The sequence below is a fragment of the Microbacterium dextranolyticum genome, from assembly GCF_016907295.1.
In the GTDB taxonomy this organism is placed as follows: Bacteria; Actinomycetota; Actinomycetes; order Actinomycetales; family Microbacteriaceae; genus Microbacterium; species Microbacterium dextranolyticum.
This window is the reverse complement of the sequence record NZ_JAFBBR010000001.1, coordinates 968,238-989,500: the sequence shown is the minus strand read 5'-3', so window position 1 is coordinate 989,500 and position 21,263 is coordinate 968,238. Positions and strand designations below refer to the sequence as shown.

Annotated in this window: 21 protein-coding genes; 9 read left to right on the top strand and 12 right to left on the bottom strand. The window is 71.0% G+C overall.

Annotated elements, in window-relative coordinates; translation table 11 throughout:
* Window positions 1–3: 3 nt before the first annotated feature.
* The 4 genes from dapA to JOE64_RS04380 form a co-directional block, all read right to left on the bottom strand.
* A complete protein-coding gene (gene dapA, locus JOE64_RS04395; RefSeq protein WP_204963130.1) occupies window positions 4–981 on the bottom strand; it encodes a 4-hydroxy-tetrahydrodipicolinate synthase in 978 nt (325 codons plus the stop codon).
* Window positions 982–1,148: 167 nt separating this feature from the next.
* Window positions 1,149–1,796 (bottom strand): endonuclease domain-containing protein, encoded by a 648-nt coding sequence (locus JOE64_RS04390; protein WP_204963129.1) that lies wholly within the window; start codon window positions 1,794–1,796, stop codon window positions 1,149–1,151.
* Between the two features lie 144 nt (window positions 1,797–1,940).
* The gene (locus JOE64_RS04385; RefSeq protein WP_204963128.1) at window positions 1,941–2,489 is read right to left on the bottom strand and encodes a dihydrofolate reductase; all 549 of its coding nucleotides are present in this window, start codon (window positions 2,487–2,489) and stop codon (window positions 1,941–1,943) included.
* Window positions 2,486–3,301 carry a thymidylate synthase gene (locus JOE64_RS04380; protein ID WP_204963127.1) on the bottom strand — a complete coding sequence of 272 codons (816 nt, stop codon included), beginning with the start codon at window positions 3,299–3,301 and terminating at the stop codon, window positions 2,486–2,488. Before JOE64_RS04380 ends, JOE64_RS04385 begins: the two co-directional genes overlap by 4 nt.
* A gap of 133 nt (window positions 3,302–3,434) precedes the next feature.
* Between JOE64_RS04380 and JOE64_RS04375 the strand changes: the two genes are divergently transcribed.
* The 4 genes from JOE64_RS04375 (at window position 3,435) to JOE64_RS04360 (ending at window position 5,876) form a co-directional block, all read left to right on the top strand.
* Complete coding sequence (locus JOE64_RS04375; protein ID WP_204963126.1) at window positions 3,435–3,872, top strand: TlpA family protein disulfide reductase; 438 nt, start codon at window positions 3,435–3,437, stop codon at window positions 3,870–3,872.
* Window positions 3,865–4,452: a DUF4395 family protein gene (locus JOE64_RS04370; protein WP_271202602.1), complete on the top strand. Its 588-nt coding sequence runs from the start codon at window positions 3,865–3,867 to the stop codon at window positions 4,450–4,452. The genes JOE64_RS04375 and JOE64_RS04370 overlap by 8 nt, the downstream gene beginning before the upstream one ends.
* Before the next feature lie 97 nt (window positions 4,453–4,549).
* Window positions 4,550–4,975, top strand: a complete 426-nt coding sequence (locus tag JOE64_RS04365; protein ID WP_204963124.1) for an OsmC family peroxiredoxin — start codon at window positions 4,550–4,552, stop codon at window positions 4,973–4,975.
* Entirely contained in the window at window positions 4,968–5,876 is a 909-nt protein-coding gene (locus JOE64_RS04360) for a TIGR01777 family oxidoreductase (RefSeq protein ID WP_239531699.1), read from the top strand. Before JOE64_RS04365 ends, JOE64_RS04360 begins: the two co-directional genes overlap by 8 nt.
* A 34-nt stretch (window positions 5,877–5,910) precedes the next feature.
* On the opposite strand, the gene JOE64_RS04355 is transcribed toward JOE64_RS04360, so the two are convergent.
* On the bottom strand, window positions 5,911–6,354 hold the full coding sequence (locus JOE64_RS04355) for a tetratricopeptide repeat protein (RefSeq protein ID WP_204963123.1): 444 nt from the start codon (window positions 6,352–6,354) through the stop codon (window positions 5,911–5,913).
* Complete coding sequence (locus JOE64_RS04350; protein ID WP_204963122.1) at window positions 6,351–7,181, bottom strand: 4-hydroxy-tetrahydrodipicolinate reductase; 831 nt, start codon at window positions 7,179–7,181, stop codon at window positions 6,351–6,353. The genes JOE64_RS04355 and JOE64_RS04350 overlap by 4 nt, the downstream gene beginning before the upstream one ends.
* A 43-nt stretch (window positions 7,182–7,224) precedes the next feature.
* Between JOE64_RS04350 and JOE64_RS04345 the strand changes: the two genes are divergently transcribed.
* Together JOE64_RS04345 and JOE64_RS04340 are read left to right on the top strand one after the other, a co-directional pair.
* Complete coding sequence (locus tag JOE64_RS04345; protein WP_204963121.1) at window positions 7,225–7,695, top strand: GNAT family N-acetyltransferase; 471 nt, start codon at window positions 7,225–7,227, stop codon at window positions 7,693–7,695.
* Window positions 7,692–8,177: a hypothetical protein gene (locus tag JOE64_RS04340; RefSeq protein WP_204963120.1), complete on the top strand. Its 486-nt coding sequence runs from the start codon at window positions 7,692–7,694 to the stop codon at window positions 8,175–8,177. The genes JOE64_RS04345 and JOE64_RS04340 overlap by 4 nt, the downstream gene beginning before the upstream one ends.
* Window positions 8,178–8,184: 7 nt before the next feature.
* Here the strand turns inward: JOE64_RS04340 and JOE64_RS04335 are convergent, their stop codons facing one another.
* From JOE64_RS04335 to JOE64_RS04325, 3 genes are all read right to left on the bottom strand, one after another.
* Window positions 8,185–8,784: a histidine phosphatase family protein gene (locus tag JOE64_RS04335; protein WP_204963119.1), complete on the bottom strand. Its 600-nt coding sequence runs from the start codon at window positions 8,782–8,784 to the stop codon at window positions 8,185–8,187.
* An 81-nt stretch (window positions 8,785–8,865) separates the two neighbouring features.
* On the bottom strand, window positions 8,866–9,921 hold the full coding sequence (locus JOE64_RS04330; protein ID WP_239531698.1) for an aldo/keto reductase: 1,056 nt from the start codon (window positions 9,919–9,921) through the stop codon (window positions 8,866–8,868).
* A gap of 249 nt (window positions 9,922–10,170) precedes the next feature.
* Window positions 10,171–12,453, bottom strand: a complete 2,283-nt coding sequence (locus JOE64_RS04325) for a polyribonucleotide nucleotidyltransferase (protein ID WP_204963118.1) — start codon at window positions 12,451–12,453, stop codon at window positions 10,171–10,173.
* Between the two features lie 307 nt (window positions 12,454–12,760).
* Between JOE64_RS04325 and JOE64_RS04320 the strand changes: the two genes are divergently transcribed.
* Complete coding sequence (locus JOE64_RS04320) at window positions 12,761–12,934, top strand: DUF5302 domain-containing protein (RefSeq protein WP_204963117.1); 174 nt, start codon at window positions 12,761–12,763, stop codon at window positions 12,932–12,934.
* 23 nt (window positions 12,935–12,957) lie between these two features.
* Here JOE64_RS04320 and JOE64_RS04315 read toward each other — a convergent pair whose 3' ends face one another.
* The gene (locus tag JOE64_RS04315) at window positions 12,958–14,346 is read right to left on the bottom strand and encodes a glucose-6-phosphate dehydrogenase (RefSeq protein WP_204963116.1); all 1,389 of its coding nucleotides are present in this window, start codon (window positions 14,344–14,346) and stop codon (window positions 12,958–12,960) included.
* A gap of 39 nt (window positions 14,347–14,385) precedes the next feature.
* Here JOE64_RS04315 and JOE64_RS04310 point away from each other — a divergent pair, with 39 nt between their 5' ends.
* Window positions 14,386–16,173 (top strand): glycoside hydrolase family 15 protein, encoded by a 1,788-nt coding sequence (locus JOE64_RS04310; protein ID WP_204963115.1) that lies wholly within the window; start codon window positions 14,386–14,388, stop codon window positions 16,171–16,173.
* Window positions 16,174–16,207: 34 nt separating this feature from the next.
* Here JOE64_RS04310 and JOE64_RS04305 read toward each other — a convergent pair whose 3' ends face one another.
* Window positions 16,208–18,214, bottom strand: a complete 2,007-nt coding sequence (locus JOE64_RS04305; RefSeq protein ID WP_204963114.1) for a GDSL-type esterase/lipase family protein — start codon at window positions 18,212–18,214, stop codon at window positions 16,208–16,210.
* A 171-nt stretch (window positions 18,215–18,385) separates the two neighbouring features.
* Here JOE64_RS04305 and JOE64_RS04300 point away from each other — a divergent pair, with 171 nt between their 5' ends.
* Window positions 18,386–19,819: a gamma-glutamyl-gamma-aminobutyrate hydrolase family protein gene (locus tag JOE64_RS04300; RefSeq protein WP_204963113.1), complete on the top strand. Its 1,434-nt coding sequence runs from the start codon at window positions 18,386–18,388 to the stop codon at window positions 19,817–19,819.
* 33 nt (window positions 19,820–19,852) lie between these two features.
* On the opposite strand, the gene JOE64_RS04295 is transcribed toward JOE64_RS04300, so the two are convergent.
* The gene (locus JOE64_RS04295; RefSeq protein ID WP_204963112.1) at window positions 19,853–21,247 is read right to left on the bottom strand and encodes a cation:dicarboxylate symporter family transporter; all 1,395 of its coding nucleotides are present in this window, start codon (window positions 21,245–21,247) and stop codon (window positions 19,853–19,855) included.
* Between the last annotated feature and the right edge of the window lie 16 nt (window positions 21,248–21,263).

Genomic DNA, 21,263 nt, shown 5'->3' with positions numbered 1-21,263 from the left:
GTGTCAGCGGGTCGTGCCGTGCACCTTGGGGAGCGCTCCACCGGCGGCCGCGTTGCGGTCGGGGCGGAAGTTCGAGAAGTCGGCGCCGTCGACGCCATGGACGAGGGCCAGCTCGTCCTCGATGAGGGCAGCTTCCCACTCCTCCGGGCCGACGAGCGGCAGACGGACGCGGGGACTGGAGATACGGCCCAGGCCGTGCAGGATGTACTTCGCGCTCACGGTGCCCGGAACGTGGGTCATGACGGCCCGCACCAGCGGCTCGAGGCTCTTGTGGGCGGCGGTTGCCGACGCGAGGTCGCCGCGGTTCACGGCATCCACCATGACGCGGTACGGGGTGGCGGTGATGTTCGCCGTGACCCCGATGAGACCGGCGGCGCCGATCGCCATGTGCGGCAGGGCGTTCGCGTCGTCGCCCGAGAAATACAGCAGATCCGTCTGGTTCAGCACACGGCTGACCTCGGAGAAGTCGCCCTTGGCATCTTTCACCGCGAGGATGTTGGGGTGCTTCGCGAGGCGCAGGATCGTCTCGTACTTGATCGGGACGCCGGTGCGCCCGGGGATGTCGTAGAGGATGACCGGCAGGTCTGTGGCATCCGCGACCAGACGGAAGTGCGTCAGGATGCCCGCCTGGGTCGGCTTGTTGTAGTACGGCGTGACGATCATGATGCCGTCGGCGCCGGCCTTCTCGCTGGCCTTGTAGAGCTCGATCGCGTGGGCGGTCTCGTTCGAGCCGCCGCCGGTGATGATCTTCGCCCGACCGGCGGAGACCGACTTTCCGATCTCGACGAGGCGGAGCTTCTCGGGGTCGGTGAGCGTGGAGGTCTCGCCCGTCGTGCCGGTGACGACGATGCCGTCGGCGCCCGCGGTGATGACGTCGTCCATGTGCTTCTCGACGGCGGGCCAGTCCACCTCTCCCTCGGCGGTCATCGGAGTGACCAGCGCGACGAGGACCTGTCCGAAGGGGTTGCCCGAGTGCGTCATGACACCCAGGCTACCGGCTCGGGTGGCGCGCGAACGCGTCCATCTGCGCGAATCGCGCCGAGTCGGGCGGCGACCGGCGATCCGCCCCGCATCCGTCGTGCGGGGAACGCGAACCGCAGGAGCACGTGCGCCGAAGCCGGACTTTCGGGGGCAGCCAGCCCCATCCGTCACACGCGCTCCTGCGGTGTGGGGGTGACGGCTCCCCATCGGCAGAGAATGGCGGCCTCGACGAGCGGCCACTGGTGCACCACCATCGCGTAGTCGAAGCGAAGCGTCTCGTAGCCCGAGGCCGCGGCGTGCGCGTCGCGCAACAGGTCCTTGTGGCGCAGCGACGGGCCGTCGTGGTTGAGCCTGCCATCGACTTCGAGGGTCACGCGGCCCCCGATCACGAAGTCGACGCGCCCGACACCGGGGATCCACACCTGGCAGTCCTGATGGATGCCCCGATCCATCAGTCGCAGGCGCAGCAGCGACTCGAGTCCCGAATCGGCGTCGGGTCGGGCGATGACCACGAGCCGAGCCAGGCGCGCAGGCAGGTGCGCGCGAATCTCGACCCGGTCGGCGGCCGAGAGCAGACCGAGCCGCCACGCCGACTCGTAGGCGACGAAGAAGGCTTCCCTTTCGACACATCGAGCCGCCTGCACGAGCGCCTGCGCGACGGGCACGACGCCGAAGCGGGTGCGCCCGTCGTCATGATGGTCGATGCAGCGGCAAGCCTCGTGCGGATGGCGCCGTCCTTTCGCGCCGAGCCACCCGATCCGCAGGAGCCGCCCCCGTCCGCGCAACCCGGAAGCCACATCCGCCACAACAGTCACAGCCGTTCCTGCAGTGTGGTGGGCAGGACGGCGTCGCGCGGGGGGGTGAGGGAGCCGGCGCCGCACAGATGGCTCGGGGCTCGGGGCTCAGTGCGCGCGGCCCCGACACGCAAAGGTCACGACCCGAGACCCGAAACCCGAGGGTCAGGGGCGCAGGAACGTCAGGAAACGGTACGGAACGCCCGTCCGTGAGACCGACCATCCGTCAGCCGGCTCGATGCCGGCGACGGCCCATCCCTCTCGTACGGGGGCGAAGGTGTCGCCGTCCACCTCGAGGTCGAGCTCGGTGACCTCCAGGATGTCGGCTCGTCCGATCGCCTCGGCGAACAGGCCCGCCCCGCCGATCACCCAGACCGTCGCGGCGTCAGGGGCCGATGCCGCGAAGCCGAGCGCCTCGTCCAGGGAACCGGCACGCTCGGCACCCTCCGCGGCCCACTCGGAGCTGCGGGTGACGACGATGTTCCGCCGGTCGGGGAGCGGCCGGAACCGCGGCGGGAACGATTCCCAGGTCCGTCGGCCCATGATGATCGGGCTCCCCGTGGTGGCGGCGCGGAAGTGGGCGAGGTCCTCCGGGACGCTCCAGGGCATGCCGCCGTCCTTGCCGATGACGCCGCCACGTGCTTGGGCCCAGATGAGCCCGAGGCGGGGAGAGCCGACGACGTCCGGCGCCGGCGACGAGGGCGAGGTGCTCACACCGCGACCGCGGCGCGGATCGCCGGGTGGTGCTGATAGTCCTCGAGCACGATGTCCTCGTAGGTGTAGTCGAAGATCGAGTCCGGCTTCCGCGCGAACGACAGGCGCGGGTACGGATAGGGCTCGCGGGAGAGCTGCTCACGCACCTGTTCGACGTGGTTGTCGTACACGTGGCAGTCGCCGCCGGTCCACACGAAGTCGCCGGGCTCGAGACCGGTCTGCTGCGCGACCATGAGGGTCAGCAGGGCGTACGAGGCGATGTTGAACGGCACCCCGAGGAACATGTCGGCGCTGCGCTGGTACAGCTGGCACGAGAGCTTGCCGTCGGCGACGTAGAACTGGAACAGGGCATGACATGGCGCGAGGGCCATGTCGGGGATATCAGCCGGGTTCCAGGCCGACACGATCAGCCGTCGGGAGTCGGGGTTGGTGCGGATCTGGTCGATCACCTCGGAGATCTGATCGATCTGCTCACCCGACGGCGTCGGCCACGAGCGCCACTGCACGCCGTAGACCGGACCGAGGTCGCCCGTCGCGTCCGCCCATTCGTCCCAGATCGTCACGCCGTTGCTCTGCAGCCAGCCGACGTTGGAGTCTCCACGCAGGAACCACAGCAGTTCGTACACGATCGATTTGAGGTGCACGCGCTTGGTCGTGACGAGCGGGAACCCCTGCGACAGATCGAAGCGGATCTGACGGCCGAACACGCTCGTCGTGCCGGTTCCCGTACGGTCGTCCTTGTGCGCGCCGTCGGCGAGCACCTCGCGAAGGAGGTCTTCATACGGGGTGGGGACGGATGCCGGCGCGCTCACGCTGTCATGCTACCCGCGCCACATTGTTCGAGGGCGGGCGTCGGCGACCGGGAGCCGCACTCCCGATGCTCGGCGACACCCTGCGTCCGAAGCCACGCCGCCTCCCCGGCAAGGCACGTTAGAATCGAAGGCTGTGAACCTGTCCGACGCCATTCTGCTTCTCGCCGCGCTGCTCGCGGCGACGGTCGGCGTCGGCGTCGTGGTGCGCTGGCGTCAGAGCCGACCGCGCCACGTCGACCCGGGCGAGGTGGTCGATCCGCAGCGCTTCGGCGCGGACACGCTCGGCGAACGTGCCACTCTGCTGCAGTTCAGCACCGAGATGTGCGGTCGGTGCCCGGGCGTGCACCGTACCCTCGGATCGATCGCGCGGGAGCGCGAGGGCGTGCTGCACCTCGACGTCGACCTGACCCACCGTCCCGACATCGCCAAGCACTTCCATGTGCTGCAGACCCCGACCACCCTGATCCTCGACCGCAACGGTGTCGTCCAGACCCGTTTCGGCGGCACGCCCAGTCGCACCGCACTGGAGCTGGAACTGTCCCGCGTGACGGCAGAGGATGCCCGTGTCTGACGGCCGCCGACCGGCGGGAATCGACCCGCGGGCGCCGCGATTCGCGGCATCCGTCACCGCGGTGCTGCTGCTGGCGGCGACGTTCCTCGCGCTCATCGGGAGCTCGACCGCACGCGCCACGGCGTCGTTCGGCTGGTTCGCCTATCAGCCGCTGGCCGACACCGACGTCGCGTTCGTCGGGGGATCGTGGCTGCTCCCCTCGCTCTCCATCGTCCAGCGCGCCGCGGATCCCGGGTTCGTTCTGGTGCTGGTGATAGCCGTGCTGTTCCTCTGGGGCGTACTGGCGCCTCGCACCCAGCCATGGAGCGTGCTGTACCGCCGCCTGCTGCAGCCGCGCCTCGCGGCGCCGCGCGAGCTCGAGGACCCGCGCCCGCCGCGATTCGCCCAGGGCGTCGGGCTGGTCGTGACCGTCGTCGGGCTCGCCCTGCACATCGCGGGTGTGCCCTGGGCGCTGCCGATCGCCGCCGCCCTCGCATTCGCCGCGGCTTTTCTCAACGCGGTGTTCGGGCTGTGCCTCGGATGCCAGTTGTACCTGCTGCTGCAGCGGATCGGGTTCTTCCGCCCCGCCGCCTCGGTCTGACCCGCAACGGCCCCACCCCCTCCCCCGACGCGCGTCGGCCGTCTAGGCTCGTGCCAGGCGCGCCCGCGCCGCAGACCATCCCTCGGAGGAGACAGCCATGAGCGTGACGAGCGAAGCGACCACCAGCTGGAAGGGCAGCCTGGCCGACGGCTCCGGCGAGATCGCGCTGGAGAGCTCGAACCAGGGCCCGTTCCACGTCGACTGGAAGGCCCGCAGCGAAGGCTCGGCGTCGGTGACGACGCCCGAGGAGCTGTTGGCGGCGGCGCACTCGTCGTGCTTCAGCATGGCGCTCTCCCACGCCCTGTCCGAGAACGGCACCCCGCCCGAGACCGTCGAGACGACGGCGTCGGTCACCTTCATCCCCGGCACCGGGATCACCGGATCGCACCTCAACGTGAACGCCGTCGTTCCGGGTCTGTCGGCGGAGGACTTCGCCCGCATCGCGAACGAGGCGAAGACCGGATGCCCCGTGTCGGCCGCCCTGGCCGGCATCGAGATCACCCTCGAGGCATCGCTTGGCTGATGATCCCGGTCGGGTGGTCGTGGCGGGCTCGTCCGGCCTGATCGGCGAAGCGCTCGTCGCGTCGCTGCGGGGTGACGGCGTCGCCGTGACCCGACTGGTCCGCCGCGAGGCGACTGCGCCCGACGAGGTCTCGTGGGATCCGCAGCGCACGCCTCTCGACTCGGACGTGCTGGCGGGTGCCCGTGCCGTCGTCGGACTCAACGGGGCGAGCATCGGACGCTTTCCGTGGACGCGGCGATACAAGCACGAGCTCGTCTGGTCGCGGATCGCCCCGACCCAGGCGATCGCGGCTGCCGTCCGCGCGCTCGGCGATGATGCGCCGGCGTTCGTGTCGGGGTCGGCCGTGGGCTACTACCCGTCGGCGCACGGAGTGCGCCTGACGGAGACGTCGCCCCGCGGTGACAGCTTTCTCGCCGACCTGTGCGGCGAATGGGAGAACGCGGCTCGCGCTGCAGGGTCGGCGGTGCCGGTGGCGCTGCTGCGCACGGCGCCCGTCGTGCATGCGCGCGGGGTGCTGAAGCCGCTGATCCTCCTCACTCGCCTCGGCGTGTCGGGTCCGATCGGACGGGGCACCCAGGCGTGGCCCTGGATCTCACTCGATGACGAAGTGCGCGCCATCCGTCACGTCATCGACGCGCGCCTCGACGGCCCGGTGAATCTGACCGGTCCGACGCGCGCCACGGCGAACGATCTCGGCTTCGCGCTCGCGCGGCGGATGAACCGCCCGTACCTCGTGCCGGCGCCGGAGTGGGGGCTGAAACTCGTGCTCGGCAGAGATGCCACCGAGGCGCTGCTCACGAACGACACATTCGTGGTGCCCGAGCGGCTCGAGGCATCCGGCTTCACGTTCTCGCATCCGACGGTGGAGGATGCCGTGGCTGCCGCCGTCCCGGCGCGCTGAGGCATCCGCGCGCCGAGGCGCCGAGGCGCGCCGGTCAGCGGGCGCCGCGTTCGATCCGGATCGCGGTACGCATCGCCTGTCGAGCCCGTGTCCGGTCACCCGCGCCGTCGTAGGCGAGCCCCAGCCGGAACCAGGCGCGCCAGTCGTCGGGGTTCTCCTCGACCGATCGACGGTATGCCGGGAAAAGTTCGTCGGCCTGCGCACGGTCGGGGCGCCCGCTGGGACGCACATCGAGCTCTTCGTCGGGCAGCCCGTGCTCGACCTCGAGCCGTCGGGCGAGACGCTGCGTGCCGAGGCCGAAGGCGAGCTCGCGCCACAGCGCCCACGCCGCGATCGAGGGCAGGACGACCAGGGCGACGCCCATGGCGACGCCGATCGGCTGGCCCGATACAAGCAGCAGCCAGGCGCGCTGGGCGACCAGCGCGATGTACAGAGCCAGCAGCGCCGCCATGACGGCGACGCCGATGCGTGCGCTCATACGCCCGTCGCGCGGGCGACCTGTCCGGGCACGCCGCCCTCGTCGAGGCCTTCGTCGGGGCCGGACTCGGATCGCCGCGACAGCCCGAGGTCGAGCAGCGCGTCGAGTCCGACGATGACTCCTCGCGCGTCGCGCGCGGCGGCGAGCGCGACGCGGATGCCGGGGGCGTAGGCGAGGGCGGGCTCGATCGTGTCGTGCACGATCGAGAGCGACTCCCCCGGCCCCGAGAGAATCGTCTCCTGCCGGGCGATGACGCCGGGGCGGCGCAGCGAGTGGATCGGGACGCTCGCGACCTGCTGACCGCGCGCACGCTGGTCGGCGTACGGCGACTCGACGGGTCCGGCCTCGCCGCGTGCGGCGGCGATGAGCTCCGCCGTGCGCACCGCGGTGCCGCTCGGCGAGTCGACCTTCGTCTCACGGTGTGTCTCGACGATCTCGATCGACGGGAAGTGCGCGGCGGCTGCGGCGGCGAGGGCCGTGCCGATGACCGAGCCGAGCGAGAAGTTGGGGATGAAGACCGCGCCGGTTCCCGAGGCGTCGACCAGCGGACGCACGAGCGCGATGCGCTCGGCAGACCACCCCGACGTGCCGACGAGCACGTTCAGGCCGCGCTCGATGGCGGCTCGCACGACGTCGATCGAGACGCCGGGTGTCGATGCATCGACGACGAGGTCGGCGCCGGCGATCTCGTCCAGGTCGCTGCGCGAGCCGAGCACCGCGACCACCTCGAAGCCCGGTTCGGCATCGATCACGCCGTGGATGATCGCACCGAGCTTTCCGGTGCCGCCGACGAGCGCGACTCGGGTCGTCGTCTCTGCAGTGGTCATGCCACCAGACTAGGCGTTCGGCGCCACGCACTACGCTCAGGACATGGTCGCACTCGAGCCCGTGTCCGCCGACGCTCCCCGCGCACGCGCGCTGCTCGAGGACTATTTCGCGATGCGCGCCGAGGCGTTTCCGACGGGACAGGCCTACCAGCCCGTCCTCCCCGCCGCAGCGACCTTCACGCCGCCCACCGGCGTCTTCCTCATCGTGGTGGACGACGACGGGCACGATGTCGGCTGCGGCGGCATCCGCCGCATCGACGACGGCCCGCAGGGTACGCGCTACGAGGTGAAGCACCTGTTCGTCGATCCCGCGACGCGCGGACGAGGCTGGGGCCGCCTGTTGCTGGAGGGATTGGAGCGGCAGGCGCGCGAGTGGGATGCCGCGGAACTCGTCCTCGACACCCACCACACCCTCGAAGCCGCGGCGGCCCTGTACGCTCGCAGCGGCTTCACCGCGATCACGCCGTACAACGACAACCCCAACGCGACACGCTGGTACGGCAAGCGGCTGTGAACGAACCCACCCGGCTCGCGCGATCGGCTCTCGTCGAGGCGATCGGATGCTGGCGGGCGGACATGTGGGACGCGCGGGAGCTGCTGGCGGAGTGCGCGACGACCGCCCTCGTCGCCGACCTCGACGGCGACGCACTGGTGGAGCTGGCGACCATCGACCGCGACGACGGCCGTGATTTGATCGATCGCCTCGTCGAACGTGTGGTGGAGGACCTCTCGCTGGCCGATGTCGCCGACACCGAGCCGTTGCTCGTCGCGGCGCAGCGGATGTGCCGCCGAGCCCTCCACGGCGAGATCACCGAGCGCGCTCTGACCTCCTGGGTGCACGAGCGATTCCACCACGAGAGCGACTCGAGGCGGCTTGATCTCCTCGCCGCCCTCGACGATGAGTACGACGACGCGGTGGCCTCGTCCGCGGATGCCGCCGAGATCACTCGCCTCGTGCGCGAGACGGCCCGCCGATACCTCGCCTACCGCGACTGACCCGATCTCAGACCGGCGGCACCTCGGGAAGGCCCGTCCGCAGCTCCCGCGGCAGGTGGGCCAGGTCGTTGTGCGTCACCACCGTCCACGGACGCCCGGGGCGCTGCGCCAGCACGGTGAGACCGCAGTGCGCCTGGTTGATGGTCAGCCAGCGCCAGTTCGGCGCATCGAGCGCTTCGCGCACGAACCAGGCGATGACGAAGTTGTGCGTGATCAGCAGCTCATGGGTGCCGGGCTTGCGGACGAGGAACTCCGCGACCGCGTCATCCATCTGCGCCCGGCCGGCGTCGATGTCGGCCTCGGTGAACGAGCCGAAGAAGGGCTCGTAGACGCTCGGCATGTCGGGCTCGGGACCGGTCGGGATGCAGTCGAACAGCAACGACGACGGCTCGGGCTCGATCGCCGGCATCCGACCGGCCACCGTCCGTGCGGTCTCGGCTGCGCGTTCGAGCGGCGAATGCCAGACGGCGCTGAGCGGGACGCCGGAGAGACGGTCGGCGATCAGCTCCGCCTGACGTCGGCCGCGCGGTGAGAGAGGCCCGTCCTCGAGACCGTGCTCGGCGTCGAGGTGCTCACCATGTCGCACGAGGTAGAGGTAGTGCGTCACGACAGACTCATCTCATCGGGGGGCGGTGCCCTCAGCCTACGTCAGTGCTCCGACGGCGCCACGGGCACTCGGACGCATCGGTCACTGTGCGGCACGCGCGATCTCGGCGAGCTGCGTGCGGCTCAGCTTCGTCCCGACGCCCTGCATGAGCTCGTGCACGTGCTTTTCGGCGAACACGTTGACGATCGGGGCGACCACGGTCCGCTGCGCCAGCAGCCAGGCGATCGCCACGGCCGAGGTGGGAATCGACAGCTCCGCACCGATCCGGTCGAGCGTGCGCAGCGTGCGCGTTCCGCGACGGTTCATCGCCGCCGCCAGCTGGGCTCCCCGCACGGACGGCGCCAGCAGCGACCGCGAGCGGTGCGCACCGGCGAGGTAGCCGTGCTCGAGAGCCTGCGACGGCGTCACCGCGATGCCCTGGGCTCCCGCGACGAGCCGCAGGTCGCCGTCGAAGTCGCCTTGCCGCAGCACGTTGTACGGCACATCCAGCGCCGTGATCCGCGGGTACCCCGCCGAGCAGAGGATCCGGGCCTCGACCAGTTGCGAGGCCACGAGCCCGCGCGCACCCAGGGCGCGCACCTTGCCGGCCTCGATCAGCCATTCCGCCGTCGCGAGGGTGTCTTCCAGGGGCGCCGACGGGGTCGTGGAGGCATCGAGGTAGAGGATGTCGATCCGGTCGGTCCGCAGGCGGGTGAGCGAGGCCTCGACCGATCGGATCAGGTTCACAGACCCGAGTCCCTCGTGGTCGGGGTGGGTGCCCACCCGGACGCCGAGCACCATCTCATCGCGTGCGCCGCGCCGCGCGAGCCACTCGCCGATGATGTGCTCGCTGCGACCCGAGGCGTACCCGTCCGACGTGTTGAGGGCGTTGCCGCCGCGATCGCGGTAGGCGTCGAGGATCGCGTGCGAGGCGGCGAGGTCGACGTGCCACCCGAACTCCGCACTGCCGAGGATGAGCGGGAAGACCCGGGATCCGGTTTCACCGAGAGGTACGCGCATGGCTGCTCCGACGGGAGGCCCCTGGACGGGGATCGGCGCCGACGGGTGCGCGGTCTCGGTCGCCGCGGCGACGTCCGGGATGATCCGCGCGTCGGCGTCGGTCATCGCGGGCGCGGCTCCGATGCCGAACAGTCCCATCTGACACCTCCTCGCGGAGCGGCCCTTTTCGGGCCGACCGACACGTCCCCCGACGTGTGCTTCGAGGCTATGGCAGTGCGCGGACACGCCCGGGGATTGAGGCGACCGGGCGGTGAACTTTCCATCACGATTTGATCTCGATCGGCCGTTCAGCGCCCACTTGTCCCCCACATGGGGGACATAGGCGGAAAGAACGGATGCCCGCTCCTCCGAGTCGGGAGGAACGGGCATCCGTGTCTGTGTCGGGGATCAGCCCTCGGCGGGCGCGTCTCCCGGGCCCTCGCTGGCCGCAGCCGAACCCTCCTGGTCGGCGGGCTCTTCGAGGACGGGCTCGAGCGACAGCTTGCCGCGGTCGTCGATCTTCGTGATGCGCACGAGCAGCTTCTGCCCGACACCGAGGACGTCCTCGACGTTCTCGACGCGCTTGCCACCGGCGAGCTTGCGGACCTCGCTGACGTGCAGCAGGCCGTCCTTACCCGGCAGGAGCGAGACGAACGCACCGAACGTGGCGATCTTGACGACGGTTCCGAGGAACTGCTCGCCGACCTCCGGGTTCGTGGGGTTCGCGATCGCGTTGACCTGCGCGCGAGCGGCCTCGGCCGACGGGCCGTCGGTCGCGCCGATGTAGACGGTGCCGTCCTCCTCGATGGAGATCTGCGCGCCGGTCTCGTCCTGGATCGCGTTGATCGTCTTGCCCTTGGGGCCGATCAGCTCGCCGATCTTGTCGACCGGGATCTGCACGCTGATGACGCGGGGCGCCGTCGGCGCCATCTGGTCGGGGCCGTCGATCGCGGCGTTCAGGACGTTGAGGATCGTCAGACGGGCATCCTTCGCCTGCGTCAGCGCGGCGGTCAGCACCGACGACGGGATGCCGTCGAGCTTCGTGTCGAGCTGGATCGCGGTGACGAACTCGCTCGTCCCGGCGACCTTGAAGTCCATGTCGCCCAGCGCGTCCTCGGCGCCCAGGATGTCGGTCAGCGCCGCGTAGCGGGTCTCGCCGTCGACCTGGTCGGAGACGAGGCCCATCGCGATACCGGCGACGGGCGCGCGCAGCGGCACACCCGCGTTCAGCAGTGCGAGGGTCGACGCGCAGACCGAGCCCATCGAGGTGGAGCCGTTGGAGCCGAGGGCCTCGGAGACCTGACGGATCGCGTAGGGGAACTCCTCGCGGCTGGGCAGCACCGGCACGAGGGCGCGCTCGGCGAGGAAGCCGTGCCCGATCTCGCGACGCTTGGGCGAACCCACACGGCCGGTCTCACCGGTCGAGTACGGCGGGAAGTTGTAGTGGTGCATGTAGCGCTTGCTGGTCGTGGGCGACAGCGAGTCGATCTGCTGCTCCATCTTCAGCATGTTCAGCGTCGTGACGCCCAGGATCTGGGTCTCGCCGCGCTGGAAGATCGCCGAGCCGTGCACGCGCGGGATGACCTGGACCTCGGCATCCAGCGGACGGATGTCCGCGAGACCGCGGCCGTCGATGCGCACACCCTCGGTGAGGATGCGTCCGCGCACGATGACCTTCGTCACCGACTTGTAGGCGGCGGAGAACTCGGCAAGAGCCGACGCGGGCAGCTCGCCCGCCTCGACGGCCGCGCTCAGCTGCGCCTTGACGTCGTCCTTGACGGCGTCGTCGGCGTTCTGACGCTCGACCTTGTCGGCGATCTGGTAGACCGGCACGAGGCGGTCGTAGGCGCGGCCGGCGACGAAGTCGTAGGTCTCCTGCGCGTACGCCGGGAAGACCGGGTAGGGCTGGATCTCCTTGGCCGCGGTGTTCGCGACGACGTTCTGCGCCGCGACGAGCTCGCGGATGAACGGCTTCGAGGCCTCGAGGCCCTGCGCGACGATCTCTTCGCTGGGCTTGGTGGCGCCGCCCTTGATGAGGTTCCAGCTGTTCTCGGTGGCCTCGGCCTCGACCATCATGATCGCGACTTCGCCGTCCTCGAGAACGCGACCGGCGACCATCAGGTCGAAGACGGCCTCGTCGACCTGCGCGGCCGTCGGGAAGGCGACCCATTGGTCGGCGTGCTCGCCGAAGCCGGGGATGAGCGCGAGGCGCACACCGGCGATGGGGCCGGAGAACGGCAGACCCGAGATCTGCGTCGACAGCGAGGCCGCGTTGATGGCGAGCGCGTCGTAGAACTCGCCGGGGGCGATGGAGAGGACGGTGATGACGATCTGGACCTCGTTGCGCAGACCCGAGACGAACGACGGGCGCAGCGGACGGTCGATGAGACGGCACACGAGGATGGCCTCGGTCGAGGGCCGACCCTCGCGGCGGAAGAACGAGCCGGGGATCTTGCCGGCGGCGTACGAGCGCTCTTCGACGTCGACCGTCAGCGGGAAGAAGTCGAAGCCCTCGCGGGGGTGCTTGCCGGCGGAGGTCGCCGACAGGATCATGGTCTCCTCGTCGAGGTACGCGGCCACAGCGCCCTGCGCCTGCTGCGCGAGACGACCGGTCTCGAATCGAATGGTGCGGGTGCCGAAGCGGCCGTTGTCGAGGACGGCTTCTGCGGCGGTGATTTCTGGACCTTCCAAGAGGTCTCTCCTTCTTTGTTTAGACTCGCACGCGCGTTTCGCGCACGAGATCGTGCGAAGGAGCGGGGACAGGCAGATCCAGACGCGCGCCGACGCCGCACGGGCGCCGGCTCGGCGTCAGCGCTGGCCACCAGTCGAAAGCCACCGTACGAGACGGGAACCCACCACAGGGGACCAGCTTCCTGCCGGCCTGCTCCGGATGGCGCGGAGAATCCACGTCATCCTCTACGAGCCTACCAGCCGACCGTCGCGTCGTGCCGGGGCGACCGCCTGTCGGGCCGGCGCACGCGTGCGTAGGGTGGATGCCATGAGCACCGACGACACCACGGCATCCGATGAGATGAAACGCAAGTTCAAGGAGGCGCTCGACAAGAAGAACTCCCGTCAGCGCACGGGCGAGGCGCACCTCGACGGCGACTCCGCGGTCCACGGCACGCATGGCGCGGTCACGAAGCGCGAGTTCCGTCGCAAGAGCGGCTGAGCCGGGCCCGTCCGCCCCGCGGATCAGGCGGTGGCACCCCGCCCGGGGGAACCCCAGGAGGCGGGGCCGTGCGATCCGGCGGGGTAGTCGTCGAGGGGAACATCGCCGCGCGACCACGCGTCACGGATCGGCTGGATGATCCGCCAGCACTCCTCGGCGGCGTCGCCGCGCACCGAGAGGGTCGGATCGCCGTCCAGCAGGGCGCCGAGAACATCGACGTACGCCCGCTGGGCACCGACGCCGAGGTCGGTCGTGAGCGTCGCGCGCTGCAGCGCGAACGGGTCGCGCCCCCCGTTGACGTTGATCGACAGCGACAGCCGATCGGGCCCGAGACCGAACCTCAGTTCGTCGGGCTCTTCGGGACCGGTGAATCCCTCCGGCAAGTGCCGCACACGACGCATCTTCGCCACGATCTCCATCGCCGGCGCACCCAGCGCCTTGCCCGACCGGAGCGTGATCGGCACGCCTGACCAGCGCGCATCGCGCACCTCGAAGGTCGCCTCGGCGAGGGTCTCGGTTTCTCGCGCCGGGTCGACGCCCGGCTCGTCGACGTACGAGGGCAGCTGCTCACCCGCCGCCTCGCCGGCGGTGTACCGGGCGCGATGAGAGAAGCGCACCGGATCGTCCTCCCACACGTGCGTCGCTCGCAGCGCCGCACCGGTCGCGTCACGCACGTCCCGTTCGCCGAGTGTCGCCGGCGCCGCCATCGTCAGGATCGCGAGCACCTGCAGCAGGTGGCTCTGGATCATGTCCTCCAGCGCGCCCGCCCGGTCGTAGTACCCGGCGCGCCCCTCGAGACCGAGGGTCTCGTCGAAGCGGACGGAGATCTCGGCGATGTGCTCCGCCGACCACACCGGCTCGACGAACCGGTTGGCGAAACGCGCCCCGAGCAGGTTCAGCACCGTCGATCGCCCGAGGAAGTGGTCGACGCGGAACACCTGGCGCTCGGGCAGAAGCGCCTGCAGCACATCGTTCAGCTCTCGTGCGCTCTCCTCGTCGGAGCCGAACGGCTTCTCGAGGGCGAGGATCGTGCCCGTCGGCAGGTCGCGCGGGCGCAGCGCCCGACAGGCGGACGCCGCGATCTGCGGAGGCACGGCGAAGTAGAGCACCACGCGCCCCTCGGGGAGGGCGGCGAGGAGTGTCCGCATGCCGTCGGCCGTCGAGGCGTCGGCGCGCACGTACGGAGTCGAGAGGACCGAGGCGCCCAGCGCGTCCGCGGCGTCCGCCGCGGTGAAGGCCGTGCGGACGATCTTCCGCCAGCGGGCATCCGTCGAGCCCGATGACCCGACCCCGACGAGATGCAGCCGATGCTCGGGGTGGTCGGCGAGGAGCTCGCCGAGAGCGGGAAGCAGCAGACGCGAGGCGAGGTCGCCGTTCGCGCCGATGACGACGAGGACCGTGTCTTCGGACATGAGGTCACCGTATCGCCGCGGCCTGCGAGAATCGCCTGCATGCCCGCTGAGATCGAGGACTACGCCCTGCTGAGCGACTGCCGCACCGCCGCGCTGGTGTCACGGGAGGGGGCGATCGACTGGCTGTGCGTCCCCCGGTTCGACTCGCCGTCGGTGTTCGGCGCTCTGCTCGGCGACGACGACCAGGGGTCGTGGCAGCTGCGCCCCGACGACGAGGGCGCCGTCGCGGAGCGCCACTACGACGGTGACACCTTCACGCTCGTCACCCGGTGGACGACCTCGAGCGGCGTCGCGGAGGTGCACGACGTGCTGCCCGTCGCCGACAGGGCCGCCGACGGCCCGGAGCGGATCGACGTGGTGCGGCGGATCGTCGGCGTCTCGGGCGAGGTCGTCTTCGTCCATCGCCTCCGCATGCGCTTCGACTATGCGCGGGCCCTGCCCTGGGTGCGCCAGGCCGGGACCGATGACGAGCCCGAACTCATCGCGATCGCCGGTCCCGACAGCCTCGTCATCCGCGGTCCGCGCCTCACGGCGGACGACCACGTGCACACGGCGTCCGTACGCATCGCGGCCGGCGAGCGGGAGGATGCCGTGCTCACCTGGCATCCCTCGTACCGCCCCGCGCCGGCCGCGATCGACGTCGACGACGCCCTCGCCCGAACGAACGCCTGGTGGGCGCACTGGGCCGAGCGCATCGACGCCACCGGCCCGCACCGTGACATGATCGCCCGGTCGCTCCTGATCCTGCGCGCCCTCACGCACCGCGACACCGGCGGGATCATCGCCGCGGCGACGACGTCGCTGCCCGAGCAGTTCGGGGGTTCGCGCAACTGGGACTACCGCTACGTGTGGCTGCGCGATGCGGCGCTCACCCTGCAGGCTCTCGTGGCGCACGGCTTCGTGCGCGCGGCCGCGCACTGGCGGCGCTGGCTGCTGCGCGCGATCGCGGGCGATCCGGCGCAGATGCAGATCGTCTACGGCATCGGCGGCGAGCGCGACCTGCAGGAGCGCGAGCTGACCTCTCTCCCCGGCTATCGCGGTGCGGCTCCGGTGCGCATCGGCAACGGCGCGGCCGAGCAGTATCAGGCCGATGTCATCGGAGAGGTTCTCGTCGCGCTGCATGCCGCGCGCGACGCGGGGCTCGGCGAGTCGGAGTTCTCGTGGCCGCTCGAACAGGCGCTCCTCGCGCACGTCGTGGCTCGCCTCGACGAGCCGGACGAGGGCATCTGGGAGATCCGCGGCGAGCCGCGCCGCTTCACCCACTCGCGCGCGATGGTGTGGGCGGCGTTCGACCGAGGCATCCGCGCCGTGCGTGAGTATGGCTTCTCGGGGCCGGTCGAGACCTGGGAGCGCCTGCGCGACGAGGTGCGCGCCGACATCGACGCGCACGCGGTGACAGACGGCGGGTGGTTCCGGCAGCACGACGAGACCGACGAGGTGGATGCCTCGCTGCTGCTCCTGCCCACCGTGGGATTCTGCGCGGCGGACGACCCGCGGATGCTGGCGACCGTCGACCGGATCGAGCAGACGCTCCTGACCGAGGGGCTCGTGCAGCGCTACCGGACCGCCGGCGCGGTGGACGGACTCCCGGGCAGCGAGAACCCGTTCCTCGCGTGCTCGCTGTGGCTCGTGCAGCAGTATGCGGCGACAGGTCGACGAGAGGATGCCGCGGCGCTGCTCGATCGCGTGTGCGCGCTCGCCAACGACGTCGGCCTGCTCTCGGAGGAGTACGACGTCACCGGTCGCCGACAGGCGGGGAACACGCCGCAGGCGCTCTCGCACCTCGCTCTCGTCGAGGCCGCCGACGCGGTCCGCCGCGCCGGCTGACCGGGCGCGCGGTCGCCGAGCGGCCGTCGCGCGGTCAGACGGCGCGCGCGCGGTCGCGGGAGCCGGGCCCCGGGATGACGACGTAGTCGTCGTGCTTGGCCGAGACGCCGTCGCCCGCGGTGCGTCCGCGCAGTCGTCGCCACACCCACGGCAGCGCGTCGCGGCGGAGCCACGTGCCGGTGACAGGCGGTTCGTCCTCGGCGTGGAAGAGCTCGTCGAGGCCGCTCAGGGCACCGGCATCCGGAACCCCCAGCGCGTCGGCGGCTCGGTACGCGAGCAGGCGGTGCCCCGCTGCGCGCAGGTGCACCTTGTCGGCCGACCAGAGGTGGAGCGCACCGATCTCGGGGTGGCAGTCGAGGTCGAGCAGCGTCGCACCGGTGCGGCTCGCGATGCGGCGCAGCTCCGCGTTGAACCGGGCGAAGCGGCGGGCGAAGATCATCGCGGGGCGGCGACGCGGCAGGAACGGGGTGACGAGCAGGACCTCCGCGCCGGATGCCTGCAGACTCTCCACCGCGCCCCCCACGGCGGCGGCGAGCGCCGGGATGTCGATGCGTCGGCTTCCGACGAGGTCATTCGCCCCGATGAGGATCGAGACGAGGTCGGGCTGCAGCCGCACCGCCGCCGGCAGCTGCTCGACCAGGAGGTCCTGCACGCGGCGGCTGCGCACCGCGAGGTTGGCGTAGCGGAAGTTGCCCGCTCCGCCCGAGTGCGCGAGCAGATGGGCAAGCCGGTCCGCCCACCCGCGGTACGTCCCCTCGGGCACGCGCGACGTGTCGCACAGTCCTTCGGTGACCGAATCTCCGAGGGCGACGTAACGGCGCCACGCCGGGCGCTCGTCGGCAGGGGCTGCGGGCAGTTCCGGGCGGGGGACGGCACGGGCCATGCGGACATCGTCGATCCGGCGCAGGCGCTGGGCACGCTCGTAGTGCCCGACGAGGGCCGTCGTGAGGGCCTCCCAGGTGCGGCCTTGCGTGGCATCGGCCGCCGCGGCGGCGAACGCCCGCCGCTTCGCGGGGTCGCCGGCGAGGTCGGCGACCCGCGCGCGGAGGTCGTCGAGGTCGCCGGGACGGTAGAGCCAGCCGTCGATGCTCGAGCGCACGAGGTCGAGCGGCCCGCCCTGGCCGACCGCCACGACCGGCACGCCGGCAGCCATCGCCTCTTGGATCGTCTGCCCGAAGGTCTCGCTCGCGCCGGGGTGGACGAAGACGTCGAAGCTCGCGACGGCGCGGGCGAGCTCGTCGCCGGAAAGGTGGCCGAGGAAAAGCGCCTCGGGCAGCTGCTGCTCGAGCAGCGGGCGCGAGGGACCGTCGCCGACGATCACGAGACGGATGCCGGGAAGATCCCTCAGCGCGACGAGGTCTTCGACCTGCTTCTCCGGGGCGAGTCGTCCGACGTAGCCGACGACGACACGACTCTCCGCGAGGGTCTCGTCGGAGGGGGCTCCGCCGGCCAGCACCGCCCCGCGCCACGCGTCGTCGCGCCGCGAGGGGTGGAACAGGCGTCCGTCGACGCCGCGCCCCCACAGCGCCAGCCGGTCGACGCCGAGCTCCTCCAGCTGTGTCTGGGCGGCGCGCGACGGCGCGAGCGTCAGCGTCGCCCGGCGATGCAGCCGGGTGACGTGCTTCTCGGCGATGGCGGTGGCCTGCGGCATCCGATAGTGACGCGTGTACGCGACGACGTCCGTCTGATAGACGGCGACCGACGGCAGCGCCAGTTCGTCCGCCGCGACGAGCGCCTGCCATCCCAGCACGAACGGTGACGCGAGATGCACCACGTCCGCATCGAAGCGGCGCAGACGCCGGACGAGCGACGCCGAGTGCGGGGCCGAGACGCGCACCGCCGGGTAGCTCGGCAGGGCGACCGAGGGAACCCGGTGGGCCAGGTCAGTGCCCGCGACCGCTCCGCTCCCCCGCGCGGCCGACGGCGCGATCACGAGGACGTCGTGACCGGAGCGGCGCAGGCATTCCGAGACATGGAGGACGGAGCCCGTGACCCCGTTCATGTGAGGCAGGAACGATTCCGTGACGATCGCGATGCGCACGGATCCAGGGTGGCGCCCCGGCACGCTGCACAGCGCCCCGGAATGCCCTCAGCGACGTGATTTCACGCGATGCTCGCCGACCGGTCATCATCCGGTCGCACGCGCGTCGTTTGGCGCGCCCGGCCACCCGTCGGACAGCGCTCGTTCACCGCCGCCTGGTAGCCAGAGGGCGTGGCTCCGACCGATCTGCTCACGGACATCGCGCAGGGCCCGTGGGCACTGCTGGCGATGTTCGGCCTGGTCACCCTCGACGCGATCCTCGTCGTCGTACCGGGGGAGGCGGCCGTCACCGCGCTCGGCGCCCTCGCCACCGCGACCGGGTCGCCGCCGCTCTGGGCCGTCATCGCGGTCGCCGGTGCCGCCGCCGTCACCGGCGATTCGCTCTGGTACGGAACCGGGCGCCTGGTCGGCCTGCACCGCTGGGGGTGGATGAGGACGGCGCGGGCGCAGACCGCCTTCGCCTGGGCGAGCGTCCGCCTGCACCGGAACGCCGCGGTGATCGTCTTCACCGCCCGATTCATCCCGTTCGCCCGCATCGCGGTGACCCTCACGGCGGGGGCGACCCACATGGCGTACGCCCGGTTCCTCGTGATCTCGGCGACCGCGTCGCTCGCCTGGGCGACCTATCAGGCCGTGATCGGCGGCGTGATCGGAGCGCTGATCCCGGGCTCTCCCCTGCTCGCGGTGATCGTGTCGATCGTCGTAGCCATCGGTCTGGGCGTCGCGATCGACGTCGTCCTTGCGCGACGAGCGCCTTCACGCCGCGCGCACCACGACGCGGGCGCACCCGGTCCGGGCGCCGTCACAGCCGACGACGGGGCACCGGGCTTCCCGGCGACGGCGACCCCGGCGACGGACGATGCGGCCGACCGGGGGGAGAATGGTCGGATGCCTCCCCGAATCGCGATGCCCGCCCGCCTCTCCGATGCCGACGGCGCCGACCCCCGCGTCGCGCTCGCCAACGCGATCTTCGACGACGTCGCGGCGCTCGTCCGCGCCGAGGACCTCGACGTCGTCGTCGTGCGGGGCACCGACCTCGACGGCTTCGACGGCGTCGTCCTGCCGGGCGGCGGCGACATCGATCCCGCCCGCTACGGCGGCGACACCGCCGCACCCTGCTATGACGTCAATCCCGCCCAGGACGACCTCGATCTGGGCGTTCTGGCCGCGGCGGTGGAGCGCGGCATCCCCGTTCTCGGCGTCTGCCGCGGTCTGCAGGTGCTGAATGTGGCGTTCGGCGGCACACTCGTCGAGGACATGCCCCACTCCGACGTCGGGCACACACCGGGGGGCGAGGGCGGCGAGCTGGAGTGGGCGTGGCATCCGGTCTCGGTCGTCGAGGGATCGCGCCTGCGCGCCGAGCTCGACGGCGAGACCATCGCGGTCGCGTCGGGCCATCACCAGGCCATCCGCGACCTCGGCACGGGACTCGTCGCCACGGCCGTCGCGGGCGACGGCGTCGTCGAGGCGATCGAGCACGAGACACTTCCGATCCTGGCGGTGCAGTGGCACCCCGAGGCCGAGGGAACACCTCCGTCGCTGGCCGCGGCGCCCTTCGCCGTGTTCGCCGATCTCGTGCGCGAAGGCCGCATCGCCGCCCGCTGACGCGAACGGCGATGCGTGGCAAAAGCGGCGCGCTCAGCGGATGCCGGCGGTCTCTGCGGCGGGAGTCGGAGCGACCGGCGCGGATGCGCCCGCCCCATGGTCGTCGCCGGCGAGGGTCGACTCGTCGAAGGGGTCGCCGCCGGCCAGCACGCGACGCACCTGCTCGCGGTCGATCTGCGTGGTCCAGGTGCCGATGAGGAGGGTCGCGACGGCATTGCCGGTGAAGTTCGTCACCGCGCGTCCCTCCGACATGAAGCGGTCGGTGCCGACGATGACGCCCACACCATTGACGAGGTCGGGGCGGAACGCCTGCAGCCCTCCGGCGAGGGTCGCCAGGCCCGCACCGGTGACGCCCGCGGCGCCCTTCGAGGCGATGACCATGAACACCAGCAGGCCGATCTGCTCGGGGATCGACATCGGCACGCCCATACCCGCCGCGATGAACAGCGACGCCATCGTCAGGTAGATCGCCGTGCCGTCGAGGTTGAAGGAGTAGCCGGTGGGCACCGTGATGCCCACGACGGGCTTCGAGACGCCGAGATGCTCCATCTTCGCGATGAGTCGGGGAAGAGCCGACTCGCTCGAGGACGTCCCGACGATCAGCAGGTATTCGCGGCCGAGGTACTTCATGAGCGACAGGATGTTGACGCGGGTCACGGCGTACAGCAGCACGCCGAGCACTCCGAAGACGAAGACGGCGCACGTGATGTAGAAGGCGATCATCAGGATGCCGAGGCTCACGATCGCCGCTCCCCCGGTCTTGCCCACGACGGCGGCGATCGCGCCGAACGCGCCGATCGGCGCGAGCCAGAGGATCATGCCGAGGATGCGGAACACGAGCGCCTGCAGGTTCTTCACGGCCGACATGATCGGCGCGGCCTTGTCGCCCATCTTCTGCAGCGCGAATCCGACGAGGAGGGCGATGAAGAGCACCTGCAGCACGCTCTCCCCGGTGAACGCCGAGAAGAACGTCGTCGGGATGATCCCCATGAGGAACTCCGTCGTCGACTTCGCCTCGAGCGAGGAGGCGTCGTAGTGCGCGCCCGCCATGTTGAGCCCCGTGCCCGGGTGGATGATGTTGCCGACGACGAGACCGATCACGAGCGCGAACGTGGTCATGACCATGAAGTAGAGGAGCGCCAGACCGCCGATCTTGCCGACCGTGGCCGCCTTGGCGATCGACCCGACGCCGACGACGATCGTGCAGAAGATGATCGGCGCGATCATCATCTTGATCAGGTTGACGAAGGCCTTCCCGATGGGCTCGAGACCGGTCGCGAACTGCGGCCAGAGGAGGCCGACAAAGATGCCTGCCGCGACGGCGATGATCACCGAGACGTACAACCACGTGTGCTTGTCCCAGCTGCCCGGGCCGCGGCGGCGAGAGAGCCGCGGAAGCCGCGTCGTGGTGGTGGGTGCGATTCTCATATCGTCCTCCTGGTGA

Excerpts from the sequence above, each read along its gene's own strand:
- JOE64_RS04315 (WP_204963116.1), bottom strand. The coding sequence starts at position 14,346 with ATGTCCGAAGACACGGTCCTCGTCGTCATCGGCGCGAACGGCGACCTC.
- JOE64_RS04345 (WP_204963121.1), top strand. The coding sequence starts at position 7,225 with ATGGTCGCACTCGAGCCCGTGTCCGCCGACGCTCCCCGCGCACGCGCG.
- JOE64_RS04365 (WP_204963124.1), top strand. The coding sequence starts at position 4,550 with ATGAGCGTGACGAGCGAAGCGACCACCAGCTGGAAGGGCAGCCTGGCC.
- JOE64_RS04330 (WP_239531698.1), bottom strand. The coding sequence starts at position 9,921 with ATGGGACTGTTCGGCATCGGAGCCGCGCCCGCGATGACCGACGCCGAC.
- JOE64_RS04350 (WP_204963122.1), bottom strand. The coding sequence starts at position 7,181 with ATGACCACTGCAGAGACGACGACCCGAGTCGCGCTCGTCGGCGGCACC.
- JOE64_RS04320 (WP_204963117.1), top strand. The coding sequence starts at position 12,761 with ATGAGCACCGACGACACCACGGCATCCGATGAGATGAAACGCAAGTTC.
- JOE64_RS04295 (WP_204963112.1), bottom strand. The coding sequence starts at position 21,247 with ATGAGAATCGCACCCACCACCACGACGCGGCTTCCGCGGCTCTCTCGC.
- JOE64_RS04310 (WP_204963115.1), top strand. The coding sequence starts at position 14,386 with ATGCCCGCTGAGATCGAGGACTACGCCCTGCTGAGCGACTGCCGCACC.
- dapA (WP_204963130.1), bottom strand. The coding sequence starts at position 981 with ATGACGCACTCGGGCAACCCCTTCGGACAGGTCCTCGTCGCGCTGGTC.
- JOE64_RS04355 (WP_204963123.1), bottom strand. The coding sequence starts at position 6,354 with ATGAGCGCACGCATCGGCGTCGCCGTCATGGCGGCGCTGCTGGCTCTG.